Origin of the sequence: Atopomonas hussainii (genome assembly GCF_900109735.1) — a bacterium.
GTDB lineage: Bacteria > Pseudomonadota > Gammaproteobacteria > Pseudomonadales > Pseudomonadaceae > Atopomonas > Atopomonas hussainii.
In genome coordinates this window covers 151,343-167,535 of the sequence record NZ_FOAS01000008.1, presented here as the reverse complement: position 1 = coordinate 167,535, position 16,193 = coordinate 151,343, and the positions used below count along the sequence as shown (strand labels likewise).

18 protein-coding genes are annotated in these 16,193 nt (G+C 58.0%); 10 read left to right on the top strand and 8 right to left on the bottom strand.

What is annotated here, in order from left to right:
* Window positions 1-34: 34 nt before the first annotated feature.
* From BMX80_RS09635 to BMX80_RS09625, 3 genes are all read right to left on the bottom strand, one after another.
* Window positions 35-1,717, bottom strand: a complete 1,683-nt coding sequence (locus BMX80_RS09635) for a ricin-type beta-trefoil lectin domain protein (protein ID WP_074867674.1) — start codon at window positions 1,715-1,717, stop codon at window positions 35-37.
* Between the two features lie 151 nt (window positions 1,718-1,868).
* Window positions 1,869-2,627, bottom strand: coding sequence for an RES family NAD+ phosphorylase (locus tag BMX80_RS09630; RefSeq protein WP_074867671.1), 759 nt, complete (start codon window positions 2,625-2,627; stop codon window positions 1,869-1,871).
* A gap of 4 nt (window positions 2,628-2,631) precedes the next feature.
* Entirely contained in the window at window positions 2,632-3,003 is a 372-nt protein-coding gene (locus BMX80_RS09625) for an MbcA/ParS/Xre antitoxin family protein (RefSeq protein ID WP_074867668.1), read from the bottom strand.
* 735 nt (window positions 3,004-3,738) lie between these two features.
* On the opposite strand from BMX80_RS09625, the gene BMX80_RS09620 reads away from it, so the two are divergent.
* Together BMX80_RS09620 and BMX80_RS09615 are read left to right on the top strand one after the other, a co-directional pair.
* On the top strand, window positions 3,739-4,677 hold the full coding sequence (locus BMX80_RS09620) for a triacylglycerol lipase (protein ID WP_074867665.1): 939 nt from the start codon (window positions 3,739-3,741) through the stop codon (window positions 4,675-4,677).
* A 73-nt stretch (window positions 4,678-4,750) separates the two neighbouring features.
* Complete coding sequence (locus BMX80_RS09615) at window positions 4,751-5,770, top strand: lipase secretion chaperone (protein WP_074867661.1); 1,020 nt, start codon at window positions 4,751-4,753, stop codon at window positions 5,768-5,770.
* Here the strand turns inward: BMX80_RS09615 and BMX80_RS09610 are convergent.
* Window positions 5,759-6,601, bottom strand: a complete 843-nt coding sequence (locus tag BMX80_RS09610) for a PHP domain-containing protein (RefSeq protein ID WP_074867658.1) — start codon at window positions 6,599-6,601, stop codon at window positions 5,759-5,761. The genes BMX80_RS09615 and BMX80_RS09610 overlap by 12 nt on opposite strands.
* A 67-nt stretch (window positions 6,602-6,668) precedes the next feature.
* Here BMX80_RS09610 and BMX80_RS09605 point away from each other — a divergent pair, with 67 nt between their 5' ends.
* The 6 genes from BMX80_RS09605 to BMX80_RS09580 all read left to right on the top strand — a co-directional run bounded on the left by BMX80_RS09605 (window position 6,669) and on the right by BMX80_RS09580 (window position 10,529).
* Window positions 6,669-7,259, top strand: coding sequence for a septation protein A (locus BMX80_RS09605; RefSeq protein ID WP_071872655.1), 591 nt, complete (start codon window positions 6,669-6,671; stop codon window positions 7,257-7,259).
* A 1-nt stretch (window position 7,260) separates the two neighbouring features.
* On the top strand, window positions 7,261-7,560 hold the full coding sequence (locus BMX80_RS09600; protein WP_074867655.1) for a YciI family protein: 300 nt from the start codon (window positions 7,261-7,263) through the stop codon (window positions 7,558-7,560).
* Window positions 7,561-7,631: 71 nt separating this feature from the next.
* Window positions 7,632-8,075 carry an SH3 domain-containing protein gene (locus tag BMX80_RS09595; RefSeq protein WP_074867652.1) on the top strand — a complete coding sequence of 148 codons (444 nt, stop codon included), beginning with the start codon at window positions 7,632-7,634 and terminating at the stop codon, window positions 8,073-8,075.
* Between the two features lie 3 nt (window positions 8,076-8,078).
* The gene (locus BMX80_RS09590; protein ID WP_074867650.1) at window positions 8,079-8,768 is read left to right on the top strand and encodes a response regulator transcription factor; all 690 of its coding nucleotides are present in this window, start codon (window positions 8,079-8,081) and stop codon (window positions 8,766-8,768) included.
* A gap of 133 nt (window positions 8,769-8,901) precedes the next feature.
* The gene (locus tag BMX80_RS09585) at window positions 8,902-9,219 is read left to right on the top strand and encodes a hypothetical protein (protein WP_074867647.1); all 318 of its coding nucleotides are present in this window, start codon (window positions 8,902-8,904) and stop codon (window positions 9,217-9,219) included.
* Entirely contained in the window at window positions 9,219-10,529 is a 1,311-nt protein-coding gene (locus BMX80_RS09580; protein WP_074867644.1) for a sensor histidine kinase, read from the top strand. The genes BMX80_RS09585 and BMX80_RS09580 overlap by 1 nt, the downstream gene beginning before the upstream one ends.
* Before the next feature lie 51 nt (window positions 10,530-10,580).
* On the opposite strand, the gene BMX80_RS09575 is transcribed toward BMX80_RS09580, so the two are convergent.
* Window positions 10,581-11,138, bottom strand: a complete 558-nt coding sequence (locus tag BMX80_RS09575; protein WP_074867641.1) for a nitroreductase family protein — start codon at window positions 11,136-11,138, stop codon at window positions 10,581-10,583.
* A gap of 36 nt (window positions 11,139-11,174) precedes the next feature.
* Complete coding sequence (locus BMX80_RS09570) at window positions 11,175-11,837, bottom strand: TetR/AcrR family transcriptional regulator (RefSeq protein WP_074867638.1); 663 nt, start codon at window positions 11,835-11,837, stop codon at window positions 11,175-11,177.
* Between the two features lie 123 nt (window positions 11,838-11,960).
* On the opposite strand from BMX80_RS09570, the gene BMX80_RS09565 reads away from it, so the two are divergent.
* Entirely contained in the window at window positions 11,961-13,307 is a 1,347-nt protein-coding gene (locus tag BMX80_RS09565; protein WP_083394290.1) for a D-arabinono-1,4-lactone oxidase, read from the top strand.
* Window positions 13,307-14,581 (top strand): alanine racemase, encoded by a 1,275-nt coding sequence (locus BMX80_RS09560; protein ID WP_074867635.1) that lies wholly within the window; start codon window positions 13,307-13,309, stop codon window positions 14,579-14,581. The genes BMX80_RS09565 and BMX80_RS09560 overlap by 1 nt, the downstream gene beginning before the upstream one ends.
* 2 nt (window positions 14,582-14,583) lie before the next feature.
* Here BMX80_RS09560 and scpB read toward each other — a convergent pair whose 3' ends face one another.
* Together scpB and BMX80_RS09550 are read right to left on the bottom strand one after the other, a co-directional pair.
* A complete protein-coding gene (gene scpB / locus BMX80_RS09555; protein ID WP_074867632.1) occupies window positions 14,584-15,369 on the bottom strand; it encodes an SMC-Scp complex subunit ScpB in 786 nt (261 codons plus the stop codon).
* On the bottom strand, window positions 15,369-16,190 hold the full coding sequence (locus tag BMX80_RS09550) for a segregation and condensation protein A (RefSeq protein WP_071872645.1): 822 nt from the start codon (window positions 16,188-16,190) through the stop codon (window positions 15,369-15,371). Before BMX80_RS09550 ends, scpB begins: the two co-directional genes overlap by 1 nt.
* Window positions 16,191-16,193 lie beyond the last annotated feature (3 nt).

Below are 16,193 nucleotides of genomic sequence, written 5' to 3'. Positions count from 1 at the left end.
GCGACATGTCAGAAGCATGAACAATGGATGACGCTTACTCCCAAACCCACTGCTGCGAGCTGCCGCCGTGGTAGTTCCACAAATGCGCGCGCTGCCCACGGCCCCAGAACGGGTCTTTAATATCCAACGCCATGCTTTGCGCATGCGCCGGACGGAACGAGTTATTGCTGCCGCGCGTCCAGCGCTGGTTGGCGCCGTCGTGGCAACTCCACAGCACTACTCGCGTACCTTTGCCGGTGCCACTGCCGCTCACATCCACGCACTTATCCGGCGCCATTTTGCTGCGTAAGCGCCCTTGGTCATCCTGATACCACTGCTGGCTATCGGCACCATGGCAGCTCCACTGATGGATTTCTGTGCCATTGCTGGTGCGGCGGCCTTCAAGGTCTAGGCAATAGCCTTTGCCGTTTTTCAACTTGCGGTACACAGGCTCAGGCCTGGGCATGGGCTTAATCACCGGCTGATCATTGGGTTGCCAGTGCCCTTCACGGGCGGTGTCGCTATACGCCAACCACACCACACCCTCGTAGCCTTGGTTGTATTTGCTCTGCATCAGCTGGGTGTTTTGATAGCCGTTTTTCGGCACCGCGAAGCGATATTGCGCGCCAAACTCGGCTTTACACACCGCCTCGCCTTGCGACCAAACGCCGGCGCTGGCGGTGATTTTCCAGCCACCGTTATCGGCGCGACAGGCAAACGGCGCTTGCGCAAGGCACGACACATCGTTGAAGCGGCCATCAGCGCGCTGCTGGGCGCAGTCCTCGTTGCCGCCCCAGTCGTTCGGCTCGTTCACCGCCCAACTCCAGATATGTGCGGCTAATCGGTTGTCATAGGGTTTGAGCATATCTAAGCCAATCATGCCGATGCCGCATTGGGTCAAATCGGCCATGCGCCGTGCATCGATGACCGGCGGCGGGCTACCAAAGCTGGCGCTTAGGCTGGTGCGATCTTCATAAATACGCACGATATTGTTTTGGATATACGCCGTGTCGTACTTCGCGGTGCGGCAGGCCGGATACGCCTGAAACGTATCGTTATCGGTGGGATAGCCGTAGTTGTACACCGTGGCCGCCCAGCCGGCGTGACTGCAATTGCCACCCATGATTAGCACTTGTTTGTGGGCGTTTAACACGTCGGCACGGGTGAGCTGCATGGGCAGGCTTTGACAGCTGCCGGGCTGGTAAATCAGGTCGCCAAGCTGGGCATTCAGTTCAGCCAAAGCGCGGTCGTATTGACCATCCATGTGATCTTCAATGTACAGAATCACCACTTCGCCACGGTTGCGCTCTTGGCGCAGCCAGCTGCTGATTTCCGCGATGCCATCTTTAAAGCGCCGATCAAACGGGCTGCAACCCAGATGGTTGCCCTGCCCATGACACAACAGCAGTTCTTTTTTAAAGGCATTACCTAGGGTGTAGTGCACATCCAACTCAATGCCACGCATGCCTAAATCTAACTGCTCACCTAAGCTCAGCTCGTGGTTGGGGTCCCAATAACTACCGGCATTTTGGTAGTGCTTACTGTTATAGGCGTTATGCGAGTGCAAAAAGCTCGCTTGCCCCAGCGGGCTGCCCAAATCGAGCGTGCGCTGGTAGCTGAGCGCTTTGTGCTCCCAGGTTTGCTGATAGCTATCGACTTGACTGCTGGCCTGCGCGGCTAGACTAGCGCACATAAAGGCCCCGCCGAGCGCGGCGGCATAGGTTGAAACACGAGGCATAGTGGTGACTCCCCTTGGCGCTAAAACGCCGATTGTTGTTATGGGTGCTTGGGGAGCGTAGAAAATTGACGATCAGTCAGCTTGTGCAATACGGACAGGCACGCTAATTAAGCGGCAAACCCATCCTTGGATAGGCCAGCCGCCGGGTGACTTAAGCCGGCAATGGCAAGCGCCCATCGTGGGCAAAAAGCTCGCGGGGAAAGCGCATAGGTTCGGCGATTTCATGGGCCTTCTTAAACGCTACCGAGCCCTCACTGGTTTCACACAGCCACGGCATCATGCGCCGTGGACGCACCTCACGAAAGGCTTGCGGGGTGAACAGCGCCACGTTCAACCCCTGCCGCGGGCAGCGCGCCGAGCGATATTCGAAGGCTTGCACCCCTGCCTCGCGCATCTCACTGCCTAACGCCTGACAGGCACGGTAGTTGTGCGTATCGGTGAGTACATCTAGCCACTGATCGAACGGTGGCTGCTGCAAGCGCACCCCTTGCGCCGTGATATAGCGCACCTCGAACGAGCAGTGCTCCGAACGAATCAAACCACTGGGTGGCGCTACCTGCATGCCCTGCCAAAACAGCAAACGGTAATAGGCGGTTTCGGCCAGCGCGGTTTCTACACTCAAGGCACCATAAAACAGGCTGGGCTCGTGGGTGCGGCCAAAGCGCGAGCCCCACTTTAACGGTGGATAACGAAACGGGCTCTTCAGCAGATAGTGCAGCTCACCGGCGGCCTCTGGCAGCGGCGGCTTGCTGGATTCCAGCAGCTCTTCCAACAGCGCTTGTTCTTCTAGGCTATCGACCAACGCCATGGTGGCGATCTGCTGCTGGCTTTCCACCATGCGGCATAACTTGCCTTGAATACGCTGGATATGCGCCACACCTTGGCTCGCCTGCCAAATCCCTGTGGTCATGCGCTTACACCTTGCCACGAATGGCGTCGAGATAATCCACCACCCGCACTAAACCTTGCACCTGTTGCATCTGCAGCAACGGCACGCCGAGCAAGTGGTTATTCGGCGTGCGCAAGAAATGCTGCATATCACTGTGCTGCCCGCCAAACAGCGCAAACAAGCTGCGATAGACGCGAATCATCAGCAACGCCAACTCGCCTGTTTTGCTGTCGTGGCGCAGTACATGGTTCTGCTGCATGCGGGTTAAGGCCGTGCGGTGCACGCCTAAGATGTCCGCCAGTTCTTGTTGGCTAAGCCCCAGCGCTTCGCGCATGTTTAAAACGGCTTTGGCCAGTACTACATCCGCATCAGGTGCGGCGTGCTGTTGTGCGCTCACGGCATGCCCTCTTGTGCATTAACATCTTCATAATACAAAAATGATGCAAATACACAACAAGGGCCGTTATCAAAACGCCGTCAGCGCGCTACATCACCGTAGGCAAGCCAAGCGAATAGCGGCATTAAGCCAAGTAAAACCAACACCGCTTCTACTGTGAGCCCTGCAAATACCATGATGATGCCCTCCTTACTCGTTAACTGTATTTATATACAGTATTCGCAGTATTGCAAGCCTTTGCGCAAAAGTTTGCCTAACACAGCCTGTAACAACCCCCTATCCTTAGGCACAGCAACACATCCTCAACCGCTGTGACAGGCCGGCTGGGTGACTGGGTAACACTGCGCAACAGCCCAGCGCTGCATCTGCGCAAACTGCCGCGCAACGCGGCCTGTTCCAGCCATCAATGCAGAGCGGCGCAGCGGGCAAAGCCCAACCTTATGATTGGCACGCAAGCAATTAATGCCCGGCAAGCCGATGGCATGCGCACGCCTCGCAATCCATAAGCGCCAAAACGCAGGCTATTCACGCCAGCGTGGGCATTCCTGTAACAGTGCGCAGCGCTAGCGACAGCCGAGCAACAAGGCTAGCCGCACAGAACACAAGGCCGCCCCAAAAATACGCATGGCATGTTAATTGCCCAATCATGGTGCGTTTCTGGATGCCCGTGGCTCAAGACTGACGGATCAGCACTGCGTTGATGCCACCACAACAAAAAACTCACTGAGGCAGCCCATGAAGAAAATGCGTCCCCTAGTGTTAGCGGCCAGTGTTGCCGCCCTCACCTTGCCCGCCACCAGCCAAGCGTGGTGGTTCGGTTCTTCCAGCTACACCAAAACCAAATATCCAATTGTGCTCACCCACGGCATGCTGGGTTTCGACAGCATTTTGGGTGTCGATTATTGGTACGGCATTCCCAGCGCCTTGAAGCGCGACGGCGCCAGCGTGTATGTCACCCAAGTCAGCCAGCTCGACACCTCCGAAGCCCGTGGCGAAGAGCTGCTTGAGCAAGTCGAAGACATCGTCGCCATCAGTGGCAAAGGCAAAGTGAATTTGATCGGTCACAGCCATGGCGGCCCGACCATTCGCTATGTTGCCGCCGTGCGCCCAGATTTAGTCGCCTCAGTAACCAGCGTCGGCTCGCCGCATAAAGGCTCAGCCGCTGCCGACTTTATTCGCCAAGTGCCCGCCGGCTCAGCCGCCGAAACCTTGCTGGCCGGTATCGTCAATGGCTTAGGCGCGCTGATTAACTTCCTCTCTGGCGGCAGCACCGGCACGCAGAATGCCTTAGGCAGCTTGGAGTCACTGAACAGCGCGGGCGCTGCGGCGTTTAACGCCAAGTACCCGCAAGGCGTGCCCACTTCAGCCTGCGGTGAAGGCGCTTACAGCGTTAATGGCGTGCGTTATTACTCGTGGAGTGGCACCGGTGTAGCCACCAACTTGCTGGATATCAGCGACGCCTTCTTGTTCGCCACCAGCTTGACCTTTAACGAGCCAAACGATGGCCTAGTCGGCCGCTGCAGCTCGCACTTGGGCCAAGTGATTCGCGACAACTACAACATGAACCACCTCGACGAGGTGAACCAAACCCTAGGCTTAACCAGCCTGTTTGAAACCGACCCCGTGACGGTATACCGCCAGCAGGCCAACCGCCTGAAGAATGCCGGCCTATAAGTAACAACCCGGCTGATAGCCGGCGACGCGCCTCTGTGTTGCCGGCTTGATGCCCTGTGATTAGCGAGAATCTATGCGCCGCACACTGCTGTTGACTGTGATTGCGATGGTCGCCATGGGCATTGCCTTGGCGGTATTACTTAACCAACCCTCTCAACCAAGCCTATCGGCACAGCCGCCATCCTTACCAAACCCGCTGAGTAGCGGCTTCACCACGCAAACCCCTGAACCAAGCGCCGCCATGCCCAGCACGCAGCAATCGATTGCCTCGTTACGCGGCACTGAGGTCGATGGGCAGTTGCGTGTCGACGCCCAAGGTAATCTGCAGATCAGTGAAGACCTGCGCCGGCTGTTTGACTACTTTCTCAGCACTCAAGGTGAAGAGCCGTTAAGCGCCAGCATTCAGCGCCTGCGCGATTACCTCGCCGCGCAGCTGCGCGACCCAGCCCTAGGGCAAGCCAACGCCTTACTCAATCAATACTTAGCGTATAAAGGCGCCTTGGCGGAGCTGGAGAAAAACTTCCCGCGTGTGACCGACATCAGCGCTCTGCATGCTCGCGAGGCCGAGCTGCAGCGCCTGCGCAGTCAATGGTTTAGCCGCGAAGAACAACAAGCCCTGTTTGGCCTTGAACAGCTGTATCAAGACTTTACTCTGCAACGCTTAAGCATCTTGGCCGACGCTAGCCTTAGCGCGCAGAGCAAAACCGAAGCCGTTGAAGCACTGCGCGAGCAGCAGCCGGAAGAAGTGCAGGATTTACTCAGCGTGCAACTGCACCAAGACTTACGCAGCCAAACCCAAGCACTGCGCGATGCCGGCGCTAATGCCCAAGCGGTACGCCAACTGCGCTTACAAATGGTTGGCCCACAAGCCACGGCGCGCCTTGAGCAGCTAGAGCAAGCTCGCAGTGACTGGCAACAGCGTTTAACCGCGTTTGCCACGGCGCGCGCCAGCATTGAACAGAGCCAAGGGTTATCCGCAGCGGATAAAACCGCGCAAATCAACGCTCTCGCCGAGCAGTCTTTTAGCGCGAATGAGCAACTGCGTTTAGAGGCAGCGCTTAATCTGCGCGAGCAACGCCAGTCAGCTCAGTAAGCGTTCAGCCAGCAGGCGTAAATCCTGCGGGACAGGTTTCATACGGCCCAGCTCACTCCACGGGCTAGGCCCATGAAAATCACTACCGGCGCTGGCCAGCAAACCCATCTCACGGCACTGGATCGCCAACTGACCGATTTGCGTGTCTTCTTGGCGACCGTTGACCACTTCCAACGCTTGCCCGCCCGCCTCGACAAACGCACTGATTAAGCGATAGCGCTTGGTGCGCGTCAGTTCATAGTGCATCGGATGAGCGAGGCTGGCCCACGCGCCCGCCTTGCGCAGCACGCCAACCGCGTCAGCCAGTTCCGGCCAATGCTGTTTAACATCGCCAATCTTGCCGGCGCCCAGCCACTTACGAAACGCTTCCGAGCGGTCTTTGACATAGCCTTGCTGAACTAAAAAGTCAGCAAAGTGCGGCCGTGCTGGCGCATTACGGCTTTCCCCTTGCGCTTGTTGCAGCGCCTGCGCGCCCGCTAAGGCATCGGGCATGCCCTTGCGGGCTAAGCGCTTGCCGATTTCTTCAGCGCGCTGCCAACGCCCTTCGCGCAGCATTTCTGCGTGAGCCAGCAAGGCTGGGGCATCTAAGGCAAAGCCGTAGCCCAACACATGCACAGTAACGCCATTCCAGTTGGCAGAAAGCTCCACACCGCTGACCCAGCGCACGCCCTGTTCAGCACAGGCCGTTTGCATTGCCGCTAAGCCATCAAGGGTGTCGTGATCGGTCAGCGCAATCGCCTCAACGCCCTGCTCTTTGGCCCGAGCCGCCAACGCTTCTGGGTTTAGCGCGCCATCGGAGGCGGTACTGTGACAATGCAAATCAACCAACATAGCTAGCTCTGGCAGGGCAAAGGGAGTCTGTTATTATGCCGCAAAGCCCTATTTTGACAGTCTCTGCATGAAACAACTGATCGATTTTATCCCCCTGATCCTGTTTTTTATCACCTACAAGCTCGACCCGCGCAGCCTTGAGTTCGCAGGCTATGCCTTTGAATTTGGCGGCATTTACAGCGCTACTGCAGTGCTGATCGGCTCATCGCTGGTGGTCTACGGTGCGCTGTTCATCAAGCAGCGCCACTTAGAAAAAGGCCAATGGCTAACCTTGCTTGCCTGCTTGTTGTTCGGCAGCCTGACCTTACTGTTCCACAGTGAAACCTTCCTGAAGTGGAAAGCCCCGGTGGTTAACTGGCTGTTTGCGGCGGCCTTCTTGGGCAGCCATGTGATTGGCGACAAAGTGCTGATTCAACGCATGCTGGAGCATGCCATCAGCCTACCAGCGCAGGTCTGGAAGCGCTTAAACCTCGCCTGGGTGGGCTTCTTCTTATTTACCGGCACCGCTAACTTGGTGGTCGCCTTTACCTTCCACGATATTTGGGTCGACTTTAAAGTCTTCGGCAGCCTCGGCTTAACCCTGCTGTTTATGGTCGCGCAAGGTATTTACCTAAGCCGCCACATGCCGCAAGAAGAAGCCAACGCCACTAAGGAATGACATGCACTACGCCATTATCGCTACCGACGTTGAAAACTCTCTGGAAAAACGCATGGCCGCGCGCCCTGCGCACCTTGAGCGCTTACACGCGCTGAAAGACGCTGGCCGCTTGCTGCTCGCTGGCCCCCATCCAGCCATTGATAGCAACGACCCGGGCCCCGCAGGTTTTACCGGCAGTTTAGTGGTGGCTGAGTTTGCTTCCTTAGAAGAGGCACAAGCCTGGGCCAAAGCCGACCCTTATGTGGCGGCCGGTGTTTACGCCGATGTACAGGTGAAGCCTTTCAAGGCTGTATTGCCCTAATCTTCAGGAGGCGCTGCACTGATCAGCGCCTCTTTTTTAAACGCTGACAAACAAGAAAAAAGGAACAGCGCATGCGTCCACTGCTGCTTAGCACCCTACTGGCGTTTAGCATCACCCCCGCCTTGGCCGAAGAGCCAAGCGCAGAAAGCCCCAACGAAACCGCGCGACTCAGTCAGCAAGTGCAACAATTGCAAAGCAGCCTTGGCCAACTGCAAGAGCAACTCGCGGCCAGCGAGCAAGAACGCAGCACCTTAGAAGCGCAAATGAGCCAGCAAAGCGCCGTTCCCAGTGCCGAGCTGGATGCCCTACAGCAACAGGTCAAACGCCTTAAGCACGATAACGAGCGCCTGCGCCAACGCCTTAGCGAACAAAGCCTGGAGCCCAAAGACAACGCCCTGCTGAACACCCAGCAAACCTGGTACGCCCTGGGCGCGCTGACCGTAGTGCTCAGTCTGCTGTTGGGCATGATGCTGCGTAGCGGCGGCAAAGCGACCAAAAACGCTTGGCTTAACTAACCCATGACGCAGGTGCTGCTGGTCGATGACGACCAAGAGCTGTGTGAGCTACTCAGCACGTGGTTGCAGCACGATGGCTTTGTCGTACAAGCGCGGCACAGCTGCCAAGCCGCGTTAGCGGCGTTAAGCGAAGGGTTAAGCCCAGAAGTGCTGGTGCTGGATGTCATGCTGCCCGACGGCAATGGCCTAGAGCTGCTGAAAACCTTACGCCAGCGCCAGCACAACACCCCGGTGATCATGCTGTCTGCACGTGGCGAGCCACTAGACCGCATTCTTGGCCTAGAGCTTGGCGCCGATGACTACCTGCCCAAACCCTGCGACCCACGCGAGCTATCGGCGCGCTTAAAAGCCATCTTGCGCCGCAGCCAAGCCGCGCTTGAGCCCGCTGCAACAGCCAATCCCAGCGTGGGTGACTTAACCCTGCTGACAAAACGCGGTTTGGCCTTAGTGCGCGAGCAGGAAGTCGAACTCACCCCCACCGAAAGCGACCTGCTGGCGGCGCTCTTGCAAGAGCCCGGCGCGGTAATCAGCAAAGAAGATTTAAGCCAGCAGGTGCTCGGCAAACGCCTGCTGCCCTATGACCGCAGTCTCGATGTGCACATCAGTAACTTGCGCAAAAAGCTCGGCCCCAGCGCCGACGGCCAACCACGCCTGCAAGCCGTGCGTGGGCGCGGCTACCGCTACCTTGCCTGACCCGCAGCTTACCCATCTTTACCTAATCTTTACCTTGGCTAACGGCACTTAACCTTGCCCTCGGCATACTGAACTCAACCGGTAAGACACCGGCAGCCGCAAGGCTCATCTAACCGTTACAAGGAATATCACCATGAAAAAGATGCTCACCGCCCTGTCGATTGCTGTTCTGCTGCCCACCCTCGCCATCGCCAGCGAAGGCAAGTTTGAAGGCAAGCGCGACCACATGCGCGACATGGCCAAAGACCTGAACTTAAGCGACGAGCAGCGCGGCGAAATTCGCAACATCATGAAAAAGCACATGGAAGCCACCCGCTTAGAGATCCGCAATGTGCTCGACGATGAGCAGCGCGCCAAGTTCGACGCCAAGCACGAAGAGCGCATGCAAAAAATGGAAGAACGCAAAGCCAAGCGCGAAGAGCGTAAAGCCGAGCGCGACAGCGACGAATAATGCGCTCACTGTTCTGGAAGATTCTTGCCAGTCTGATGTTGGCCACCGCTCTGGTGGCCAGCTTCACCTTTGGCGTGTCGCGTTTAAGTCTTGAAGAGCGCTGGCTATTCCACTTTCACCCGGCACTGAAAGACTTTGCCAGCCAGTGGATAGACCGCCATGAGGCGCAAGACCACGCCGCCAATCGGCAGCTGCTGCAAGACTACCGACGTCGCTTCCAACTGTTTGTACAAGTCTATGACGAGCGCGGCAGCCTGCTAACCAACGGCCTGCCGCCCCGCGTCGAGCAGCTGTTTAAGCAGTTACATAAAGAACGCGAAGGCAAGGCACCGCGCCCCGTTAAGCTAACGCAAACGGTGCTCGCCGCCAGCGGTGAGGAATACCTGTTTATTTACCGCTTGCCGCGCCCTGCGCTGCATCAGTGGCTGGGCGATACTTGGCTTGGCCGTAGCCTGTTGGCGCTGTGTGTACTGGGCGCTTTAGTGTTGGTCAGCTTGCCGCTCAGCTTGTATTTAACCCGTCCGCTCAAACGTTTACAGCGCGCCGCGCAAGAGCTCAGCGAGAGTCGCTTCGAACCCGCTGACCTAGCGCAAATCAGCCAACGCGGTGATGAACTGGGCGCACTGGCCCGCGACTTCTCAGCCATGGGCAAGCACCTGCAAAGCTCGTTGAGCAATCAACGTCAGCTGCTGCGCGATGTATCGCATGAGTTACGCTCACCCTTGGCACGTCTACGGGTGTTATTGGCACTGCAAGACAAGCACGCCGATGATCCACAACAGCAATTGCTCAACCAGCGCATTACCCGCGAGTGCGATCGTCTGGACTTGCTGATTGGCGAAATTCTCGAACTGGCCCGCCCCGACGCCCCGCTTGGCGCCAAACAGCGCGTGAGCATCAGCCAGCTGTGGCGCAGCTTGGCCGAGCGCTATCAAGACAGCTGCGTGGCCGTGCACTTTCACCCCAGCCATGCACAGCTCAATGGCTGGCCAGAATTGCTGGAACGCGCGCTGGACAACCTACTGCGCAACGCCCTGCGCTTTGCCCCTGAAGGCAGTGCCATTGATGTGAGCTGCCAACAAGATGGCGCTCAGCTACTGCTCAGCGTGCGCGATCACGGCCCCGGCTGCCCGGCTGAGCTGCTCGACAAACTCGGCCAGCCATTCACCCGCGCCGCCAATCAAGGCAATGACGGCTACGGTTTGGGCTTAGCTATTTGTCGGCGCATCGCCGAGCGGCATGACGGGCAGTTGCTATTGGCCAACCCCCCCGAAGGCGGCTTTATCGCCACCCTGCAACTGCCAACGTAGGGGATATTGGTTTATCAGCAGCACAGCCGGCGAGATGGCGCGCAGCGCAAATCAAGGCCACTGACGCACGTGCGCGGCCGCCTCTGGCTGGGGTTTGTCGCGCATCTCGCCATCCACACTGCCTAAGTACAAAAAGCCGACGATTTGCTCGTGTGCAGCCAAGCCTAAGGCTTGTTTTACGTGGGCATCTTCGGCCAAATCGCCGGTGCGCCAAATACCGCCAAAACCCAATGCATGTGCAGTGAGTAACGCTGCATGCAAGCCGCAGCCAGCCGACAGCAACTGCTCATGCACGGGCACTTTGGGGTGCTCAACGGGGCTTAAAATGCCGATCAGCATCAGTGGTGCGCGCAGCGGCATATTGCGATAACGCGCTTGTGCCTCGGGGGTTAATTGCGGGTCACGTTTAAGCATGGCCTGCACAAACACTTCACCCAATGCGCTAAGCCCTTCGCCTTCAACCTGCAAATAACGCCACGGGCGCAGCAAGGCATGATCCGGCGCGCGCAGCATGGCGCTGACAATATGCGCCATAGCTTGGGCATCCGGCGCCGGCGCACACAGCTTGGCAGATGAGCGACGGGTAGTTAGCGCAGTCAGGGCGTCCATAACGGTCTCCGGCAAAAGGGGCGCGATTGTAACAACTCAGCGCGCGGCACTGCCCAAATAAGCCACGCGATAGTGCTGGTATAGCACCTCAATCATGTTGCCGGCTTCTTGCACAATCGCCGCTGCCTCGCCGTCGTCGGTTTGGCTTAAGGCCATGTCGAGGTGTACTTGGCAGCTTTGCGCCATCATCAAGGCAATGCGCCGCACGCCCACTTGCGCCGCTTCCGGCAGGCTGCTGGCAAACACTTGCACCAGCACATCGGCCATGCGCTGATTGGATTGCTCGGCTATCTGCTTAAGCTCTTGCGAGCTATTACAGGCACGCAGCACTTGCACATAGCCCGGTTCGGTGCGGTAGGCCTGATAAATCGACGCTACTAAGGCCGCGCAATCAACATCATGCCCGCCTGAAAGCCTAAACGGCGCCAGCGCCGCTTCGGCTTGGCTATCCACGCGCTGCATGGTGCGCTCAGCCAAGGCCATGAGCACGGCGAGCTTATCGGGAAAATAGTGATACAGCGTCGGCGGCGGCATGCCGGCTTCGCGGGCAATCGCCGCCATGCTCAGTGCTGCGGCATCCTGGCTGTGCAGCAAACTGGCGAGGGCATCCAAAATGCGCTCAATTTTTTCGTGAGCACGCTGCTGGCGCGGGTTAATCCGCAGACCGGCGCTCACTTCTAGGCTTTCTTGCTGACCCATAGCAATCCTTCGGCAATGAGTGGGGGCGTACATGATGCCTTACCGACCGCAAGTTTGCTTGTTTCCCGCGTGCGCAAAGCATAACCTGACACATAGTCAGCTTATTCAGGGAGAACAACAACAATGCCAGCACTGACACGCCGCCACCTGCTGCAAGGCCTCACCGCGCTTTCGGCAGGTGCTTACAGCCTACCGAGCTTGAGCAATACCTGGCGCAACTGGTCGGGCAACCAGCACGCCAACCCCCAACAGATTATCTACGCGCAAAGCGAAGAGCAGATTAGCGATGCCCTGCGCCAAGCGAAAAACCTACGCGTGGTTGGCGGCTCACACTCCTTCAGCGCTTTGGTGCCCAGCAGCGATACGCTGCTGTCGCTAGAGCCCATGAACGGCCTAGTCGCGCACGATACCGCGCAACACCAAGCAACCTTTTGGGCCGGTTCGCGCTTGGCGCAAGTCAGCAGCGAGTCTGCCAAGTTGGGCCAGTCGCTGATTAACGAACCGGATATCAATGTGCAGTCGCTCGGCGGCACGATCAGCACCGCCACCCATGGCACAGGCGGGCAACTGAAGTGCTTGTCGGCCAATGTGGAGAAAATCCGCCTGTTCACTGCCGAAGGACTACCGCTCGAGTGTTCAACAAGCGCGCACCCGGAAATCTTCCGCGCGGCCCAAGTGGGGCTCGGTTGTTTAGGCGTGATGACGCAAATCACCTTGCAGAATGAGCCGCTGTATAAGCTCAAAGAAACCGTGCAAGTGTGCAGCCTTGAAGAAGCCGTGAGCACTGTGGCTGCCGAGCGTTTACAGCACCGCCACGTGGAGTTCTGGGGTTTTGTCGATGGCGGCAAAGCCATCATCAAACGCCAGATGCTCACCGACGAGCCCGACACCCCGCCGCTGACCAGCAGCATTGATGAAAACGCCCTGCTGGAGTTCGTTGCCGACACCGCGCAAAAACTGCCATGGCTTAACAGCACACTGCAAAAACTGGTCGGCGTGTTTGTCGAGGAAAGCACTCGCGTGGGGCCGTCGTGGCAGATCTTCCCCTCGCCACGCACTGTGGCCTTTAACGAAATGGAGTATCAGATTCCGCTAGAGCAAGGCTTTGCTTGCTTTAACGAGCTCACCGAGGCCATGCGCAACAGCGATATCCAAGTGTTCTTCCCGCTGGAGTTTCGCTTTGTGCAGGCCGATGAGCTGTGGCTCAGCCCCTTCTTTGGCCAAGACTGTGTGTCGATCTCCATTCACCAATATGCGCAGCAGGACTACCAAGCACTGTTTGCCTTGGCCGAGCCGATCCTGCGCAAGTACGGCGGGCGCCCGCATTGGGGCAAGTGGCATAGCTTAACCAGCAAAGAACTCGCGCCACTGTACCCGCACTGGAAAGACTTCCTCACCGTGCGCGAAGCGCTCGACCCGCAGGGCAAGTTCCTCACTCCTTACCTGCGCAACTTGCTGGGGGTGGTGTGATGCAGCGCCGGCACTTTTTACTCGGCCTAGGCGCCGCAGGCTTAGCCGGTGCGGCATGGTTAAAACCCAGCAACAACGGTGCGCCCTACTCGCCCTACTTCGCCGCACTGAACACACAGCTGCAACAACTGGGCGAAGGCCGCCCGCAGCTGGTGATCGACCTCGATTTGCTGGACAGCAACATTCAGGCCCTGCAACAACTGCGCAAACCCGGCGCTACCTTACGCTTAGTCGAGAAGTCGCTGCCCAGCCCCGACTTACTGGCGTATGTGATGGACAAGCTCGACAGCCGCGCGCTGATGAGCTTTCACTGGCCGTTTTTACGCCAGAGCGCCGAGCGCTTTGCCGACAGCAATATTTTGCTCGGCAAACCTATGCCCGCTGCGGCCTGTGCGCGCTTTTATGCCACGCCGCTGCGCAGCCAGTTCAACCCGGCTGAACAACTGACTTGGCTGATCGACACCCCAGCGCGGTTGGTCGAATACGCGCAAATCGCCAAGGCGCAACAAACCCGCCTGCGCGTCGCGCTCGAAGTGGATGTCGGCCTGCACCGTGGCGGCATTGCCAGTCTGGCTGAGTTACCGGCCTTTATTACCCTGTTTAAACAACACCCCGAGCACCTACAGCTGTGCGGCTTGATGGGCTACGACGCGCATGTGGGCAAAATCCCCGCTATTTTAGAAAGCCGCGAGCAAAGCTATGCCAAGGCCTGCGGCTTTTATCAGCAAGTGCTCAGCGCCTTGCTGGCTGAAATGCCCGAGCTACAGAGCCAGCCCTTGCTGTTAAACGGCGCCGGCTCGCCGACCATTGCCCTGCACCGCGATAACAGCCCGTGTAATGACTTATCCGCCGGCTCATGTTTGGTGAAACCCAGCGACTTTGACTTAGACACCCTCAGCGGTTTTAAGCCCGCCGCCTTTATCGCCAGCCCTATTCTGAAAAGCCTCGACGGCACGCAAATACCGGGCATCGAAGGCTTAAGCGGCGCCATGCGTAGCTGGAACCCTAACCTTGCCCGTGCGCACTTTATTTACGGCGGCCACTGGCTGGCCGAGCCATGGGCACCGCACGGCGTGCGCAGCAATGGCTTATACGGCCACTCTAGCAACCAGATGCTCTACACCGCTGCCGCGAGTTGCCAGCTAGCCGTTAACGATCATCTGTTCTTGCGCCCACGGCAAAGCGAGGCGGTGTTTTTGCAGTTTGGTGATTTGCTCGCAATACGCGACGGGGAATTGGTCGCGCGCTGGCCGATTCTGCATGAAACTGTGTAAGGCTAAGGCTGCTCGGACGGCTTAGCGCCGCCTGCGTCGTCTTGATTACCCGAACCATCAGCGCCTTCTTCGCCCTCTTCATCACGCAGGTCGTCGAAGTCGGTTTTCAGGCCAGTTTCCATGGCATCCAGTTCAGCCAATAGCGAGCGGAAGTCTTTGGTCGCCGGCTTATGTTCAACCGCCGGCTCGTCGTCATCGTCGACACTCACTTGCGCCGCTAAGCCTTCTTCAAGCGGCAGCTCGGGCTCAAGCTCCAGTTCGCGGATTTCCGCCAAGGTCGGCAGCTGGTCGAGGCTCTTTAAATTGAAGTAATCCAAAAAGCCTTTAGTGGTGGCCAACATGGCCGGCTTGCCCGGCACATCGCGATAGCCCACCACGCGAATCCAGTCGCGCTCCATCAGGGTTTTGATGATTTGGCTGTTCACCGTCACGCCGCGAATATCTTCGATCTCGCCACGAGTAATCGGCTGGCGATAGGCAATCAAGGCCAAGGTTTCCAGCATGGCGCGCGAATAACGCTGCGGCTTTTCTTCCCACAAGCGACCAACCCACGGCGAGAACTCGTCGCGAATCTGCAGGCGATAACCGCTGGCCACTTCTTTCAGCTCAAACGCACGCTTTTTGCAGCTTTTATCCAGATGCGCCAGCGCGGCTTTCAGTTGCTTAGTGTCCGGCCGCTCGCCTTCTTCAAACAGCTCGCTTAAGCGCTCAAGCGACATGGCTTTGCCGCTGGCGAGCAAAAAGGCTTCGAGCAAGCTGGCCAGCGTGGCGGTGTCATTCAGGTTCATTATTCGCTCCGCGCACGCGCATGGATGGGGGCAAAGCCTTCGTTTTGCACCAGCTCGACCAGCGATTCTTTAACCAGCTCCAGCAGCGCCATAAAGGTCACCACTACGCCTAGGCGGCCCTCTTCGGCGCGAAATAGCGCAGCAAACGGCACGAAACCCGCACCTTTTAAGCGCTCGAGAATTTGGCTCATGCGCTCGCGGGTCGACAGTGCTTCGCGAGTCACTTGATGGCTTTCAAACATATCGGCGCGGTGCAGTACTTCAGCCAGAGCGAGCATCAGTTCTTGCATGTTCACTTCCGGCAACAACTTACGGGCACGGGCATCTGGCGCGGCCACACTGGGCACGTGGGTGTCGCGGCCAACGCGCGGCAACTCGTCGAGGTCTTCGGCGGCTTGTTTGTAGCGCTCGTACTCTTGCAGGCGACGGATCAACTCGGCACGCGGGTCGTCTTCTTCGTCATCCACTTCGCTACTGCGCGGCAGCAGCATGCGCGATTTGATCTCTGCCAGCATCGCGGCCATGACCAGATATTCGGCGGCTAATTCCAAGCGCACGCTTTTCATCAGCTCGACGTAGGTCATGTACTGCTTAGTGATTTCCGCCACGGGAATATCGAGGATGTCGATGTTCTGTTTACGGATCAGATACAGCAGCAAATCGAGCGGGCCCTCGAAAGCCTCAAGAAACACCTCCAAGGCATCCGGCGGGATGTACAGGTCTTGCGGAATCTCGGTGACCTGCTGGCCATAGACCAGAGCGAACGGCAGCTCTTGCTGCGCGTTGGCGGCAGTGCTCGGCTGCGGTTCGCTCTGACTCATACG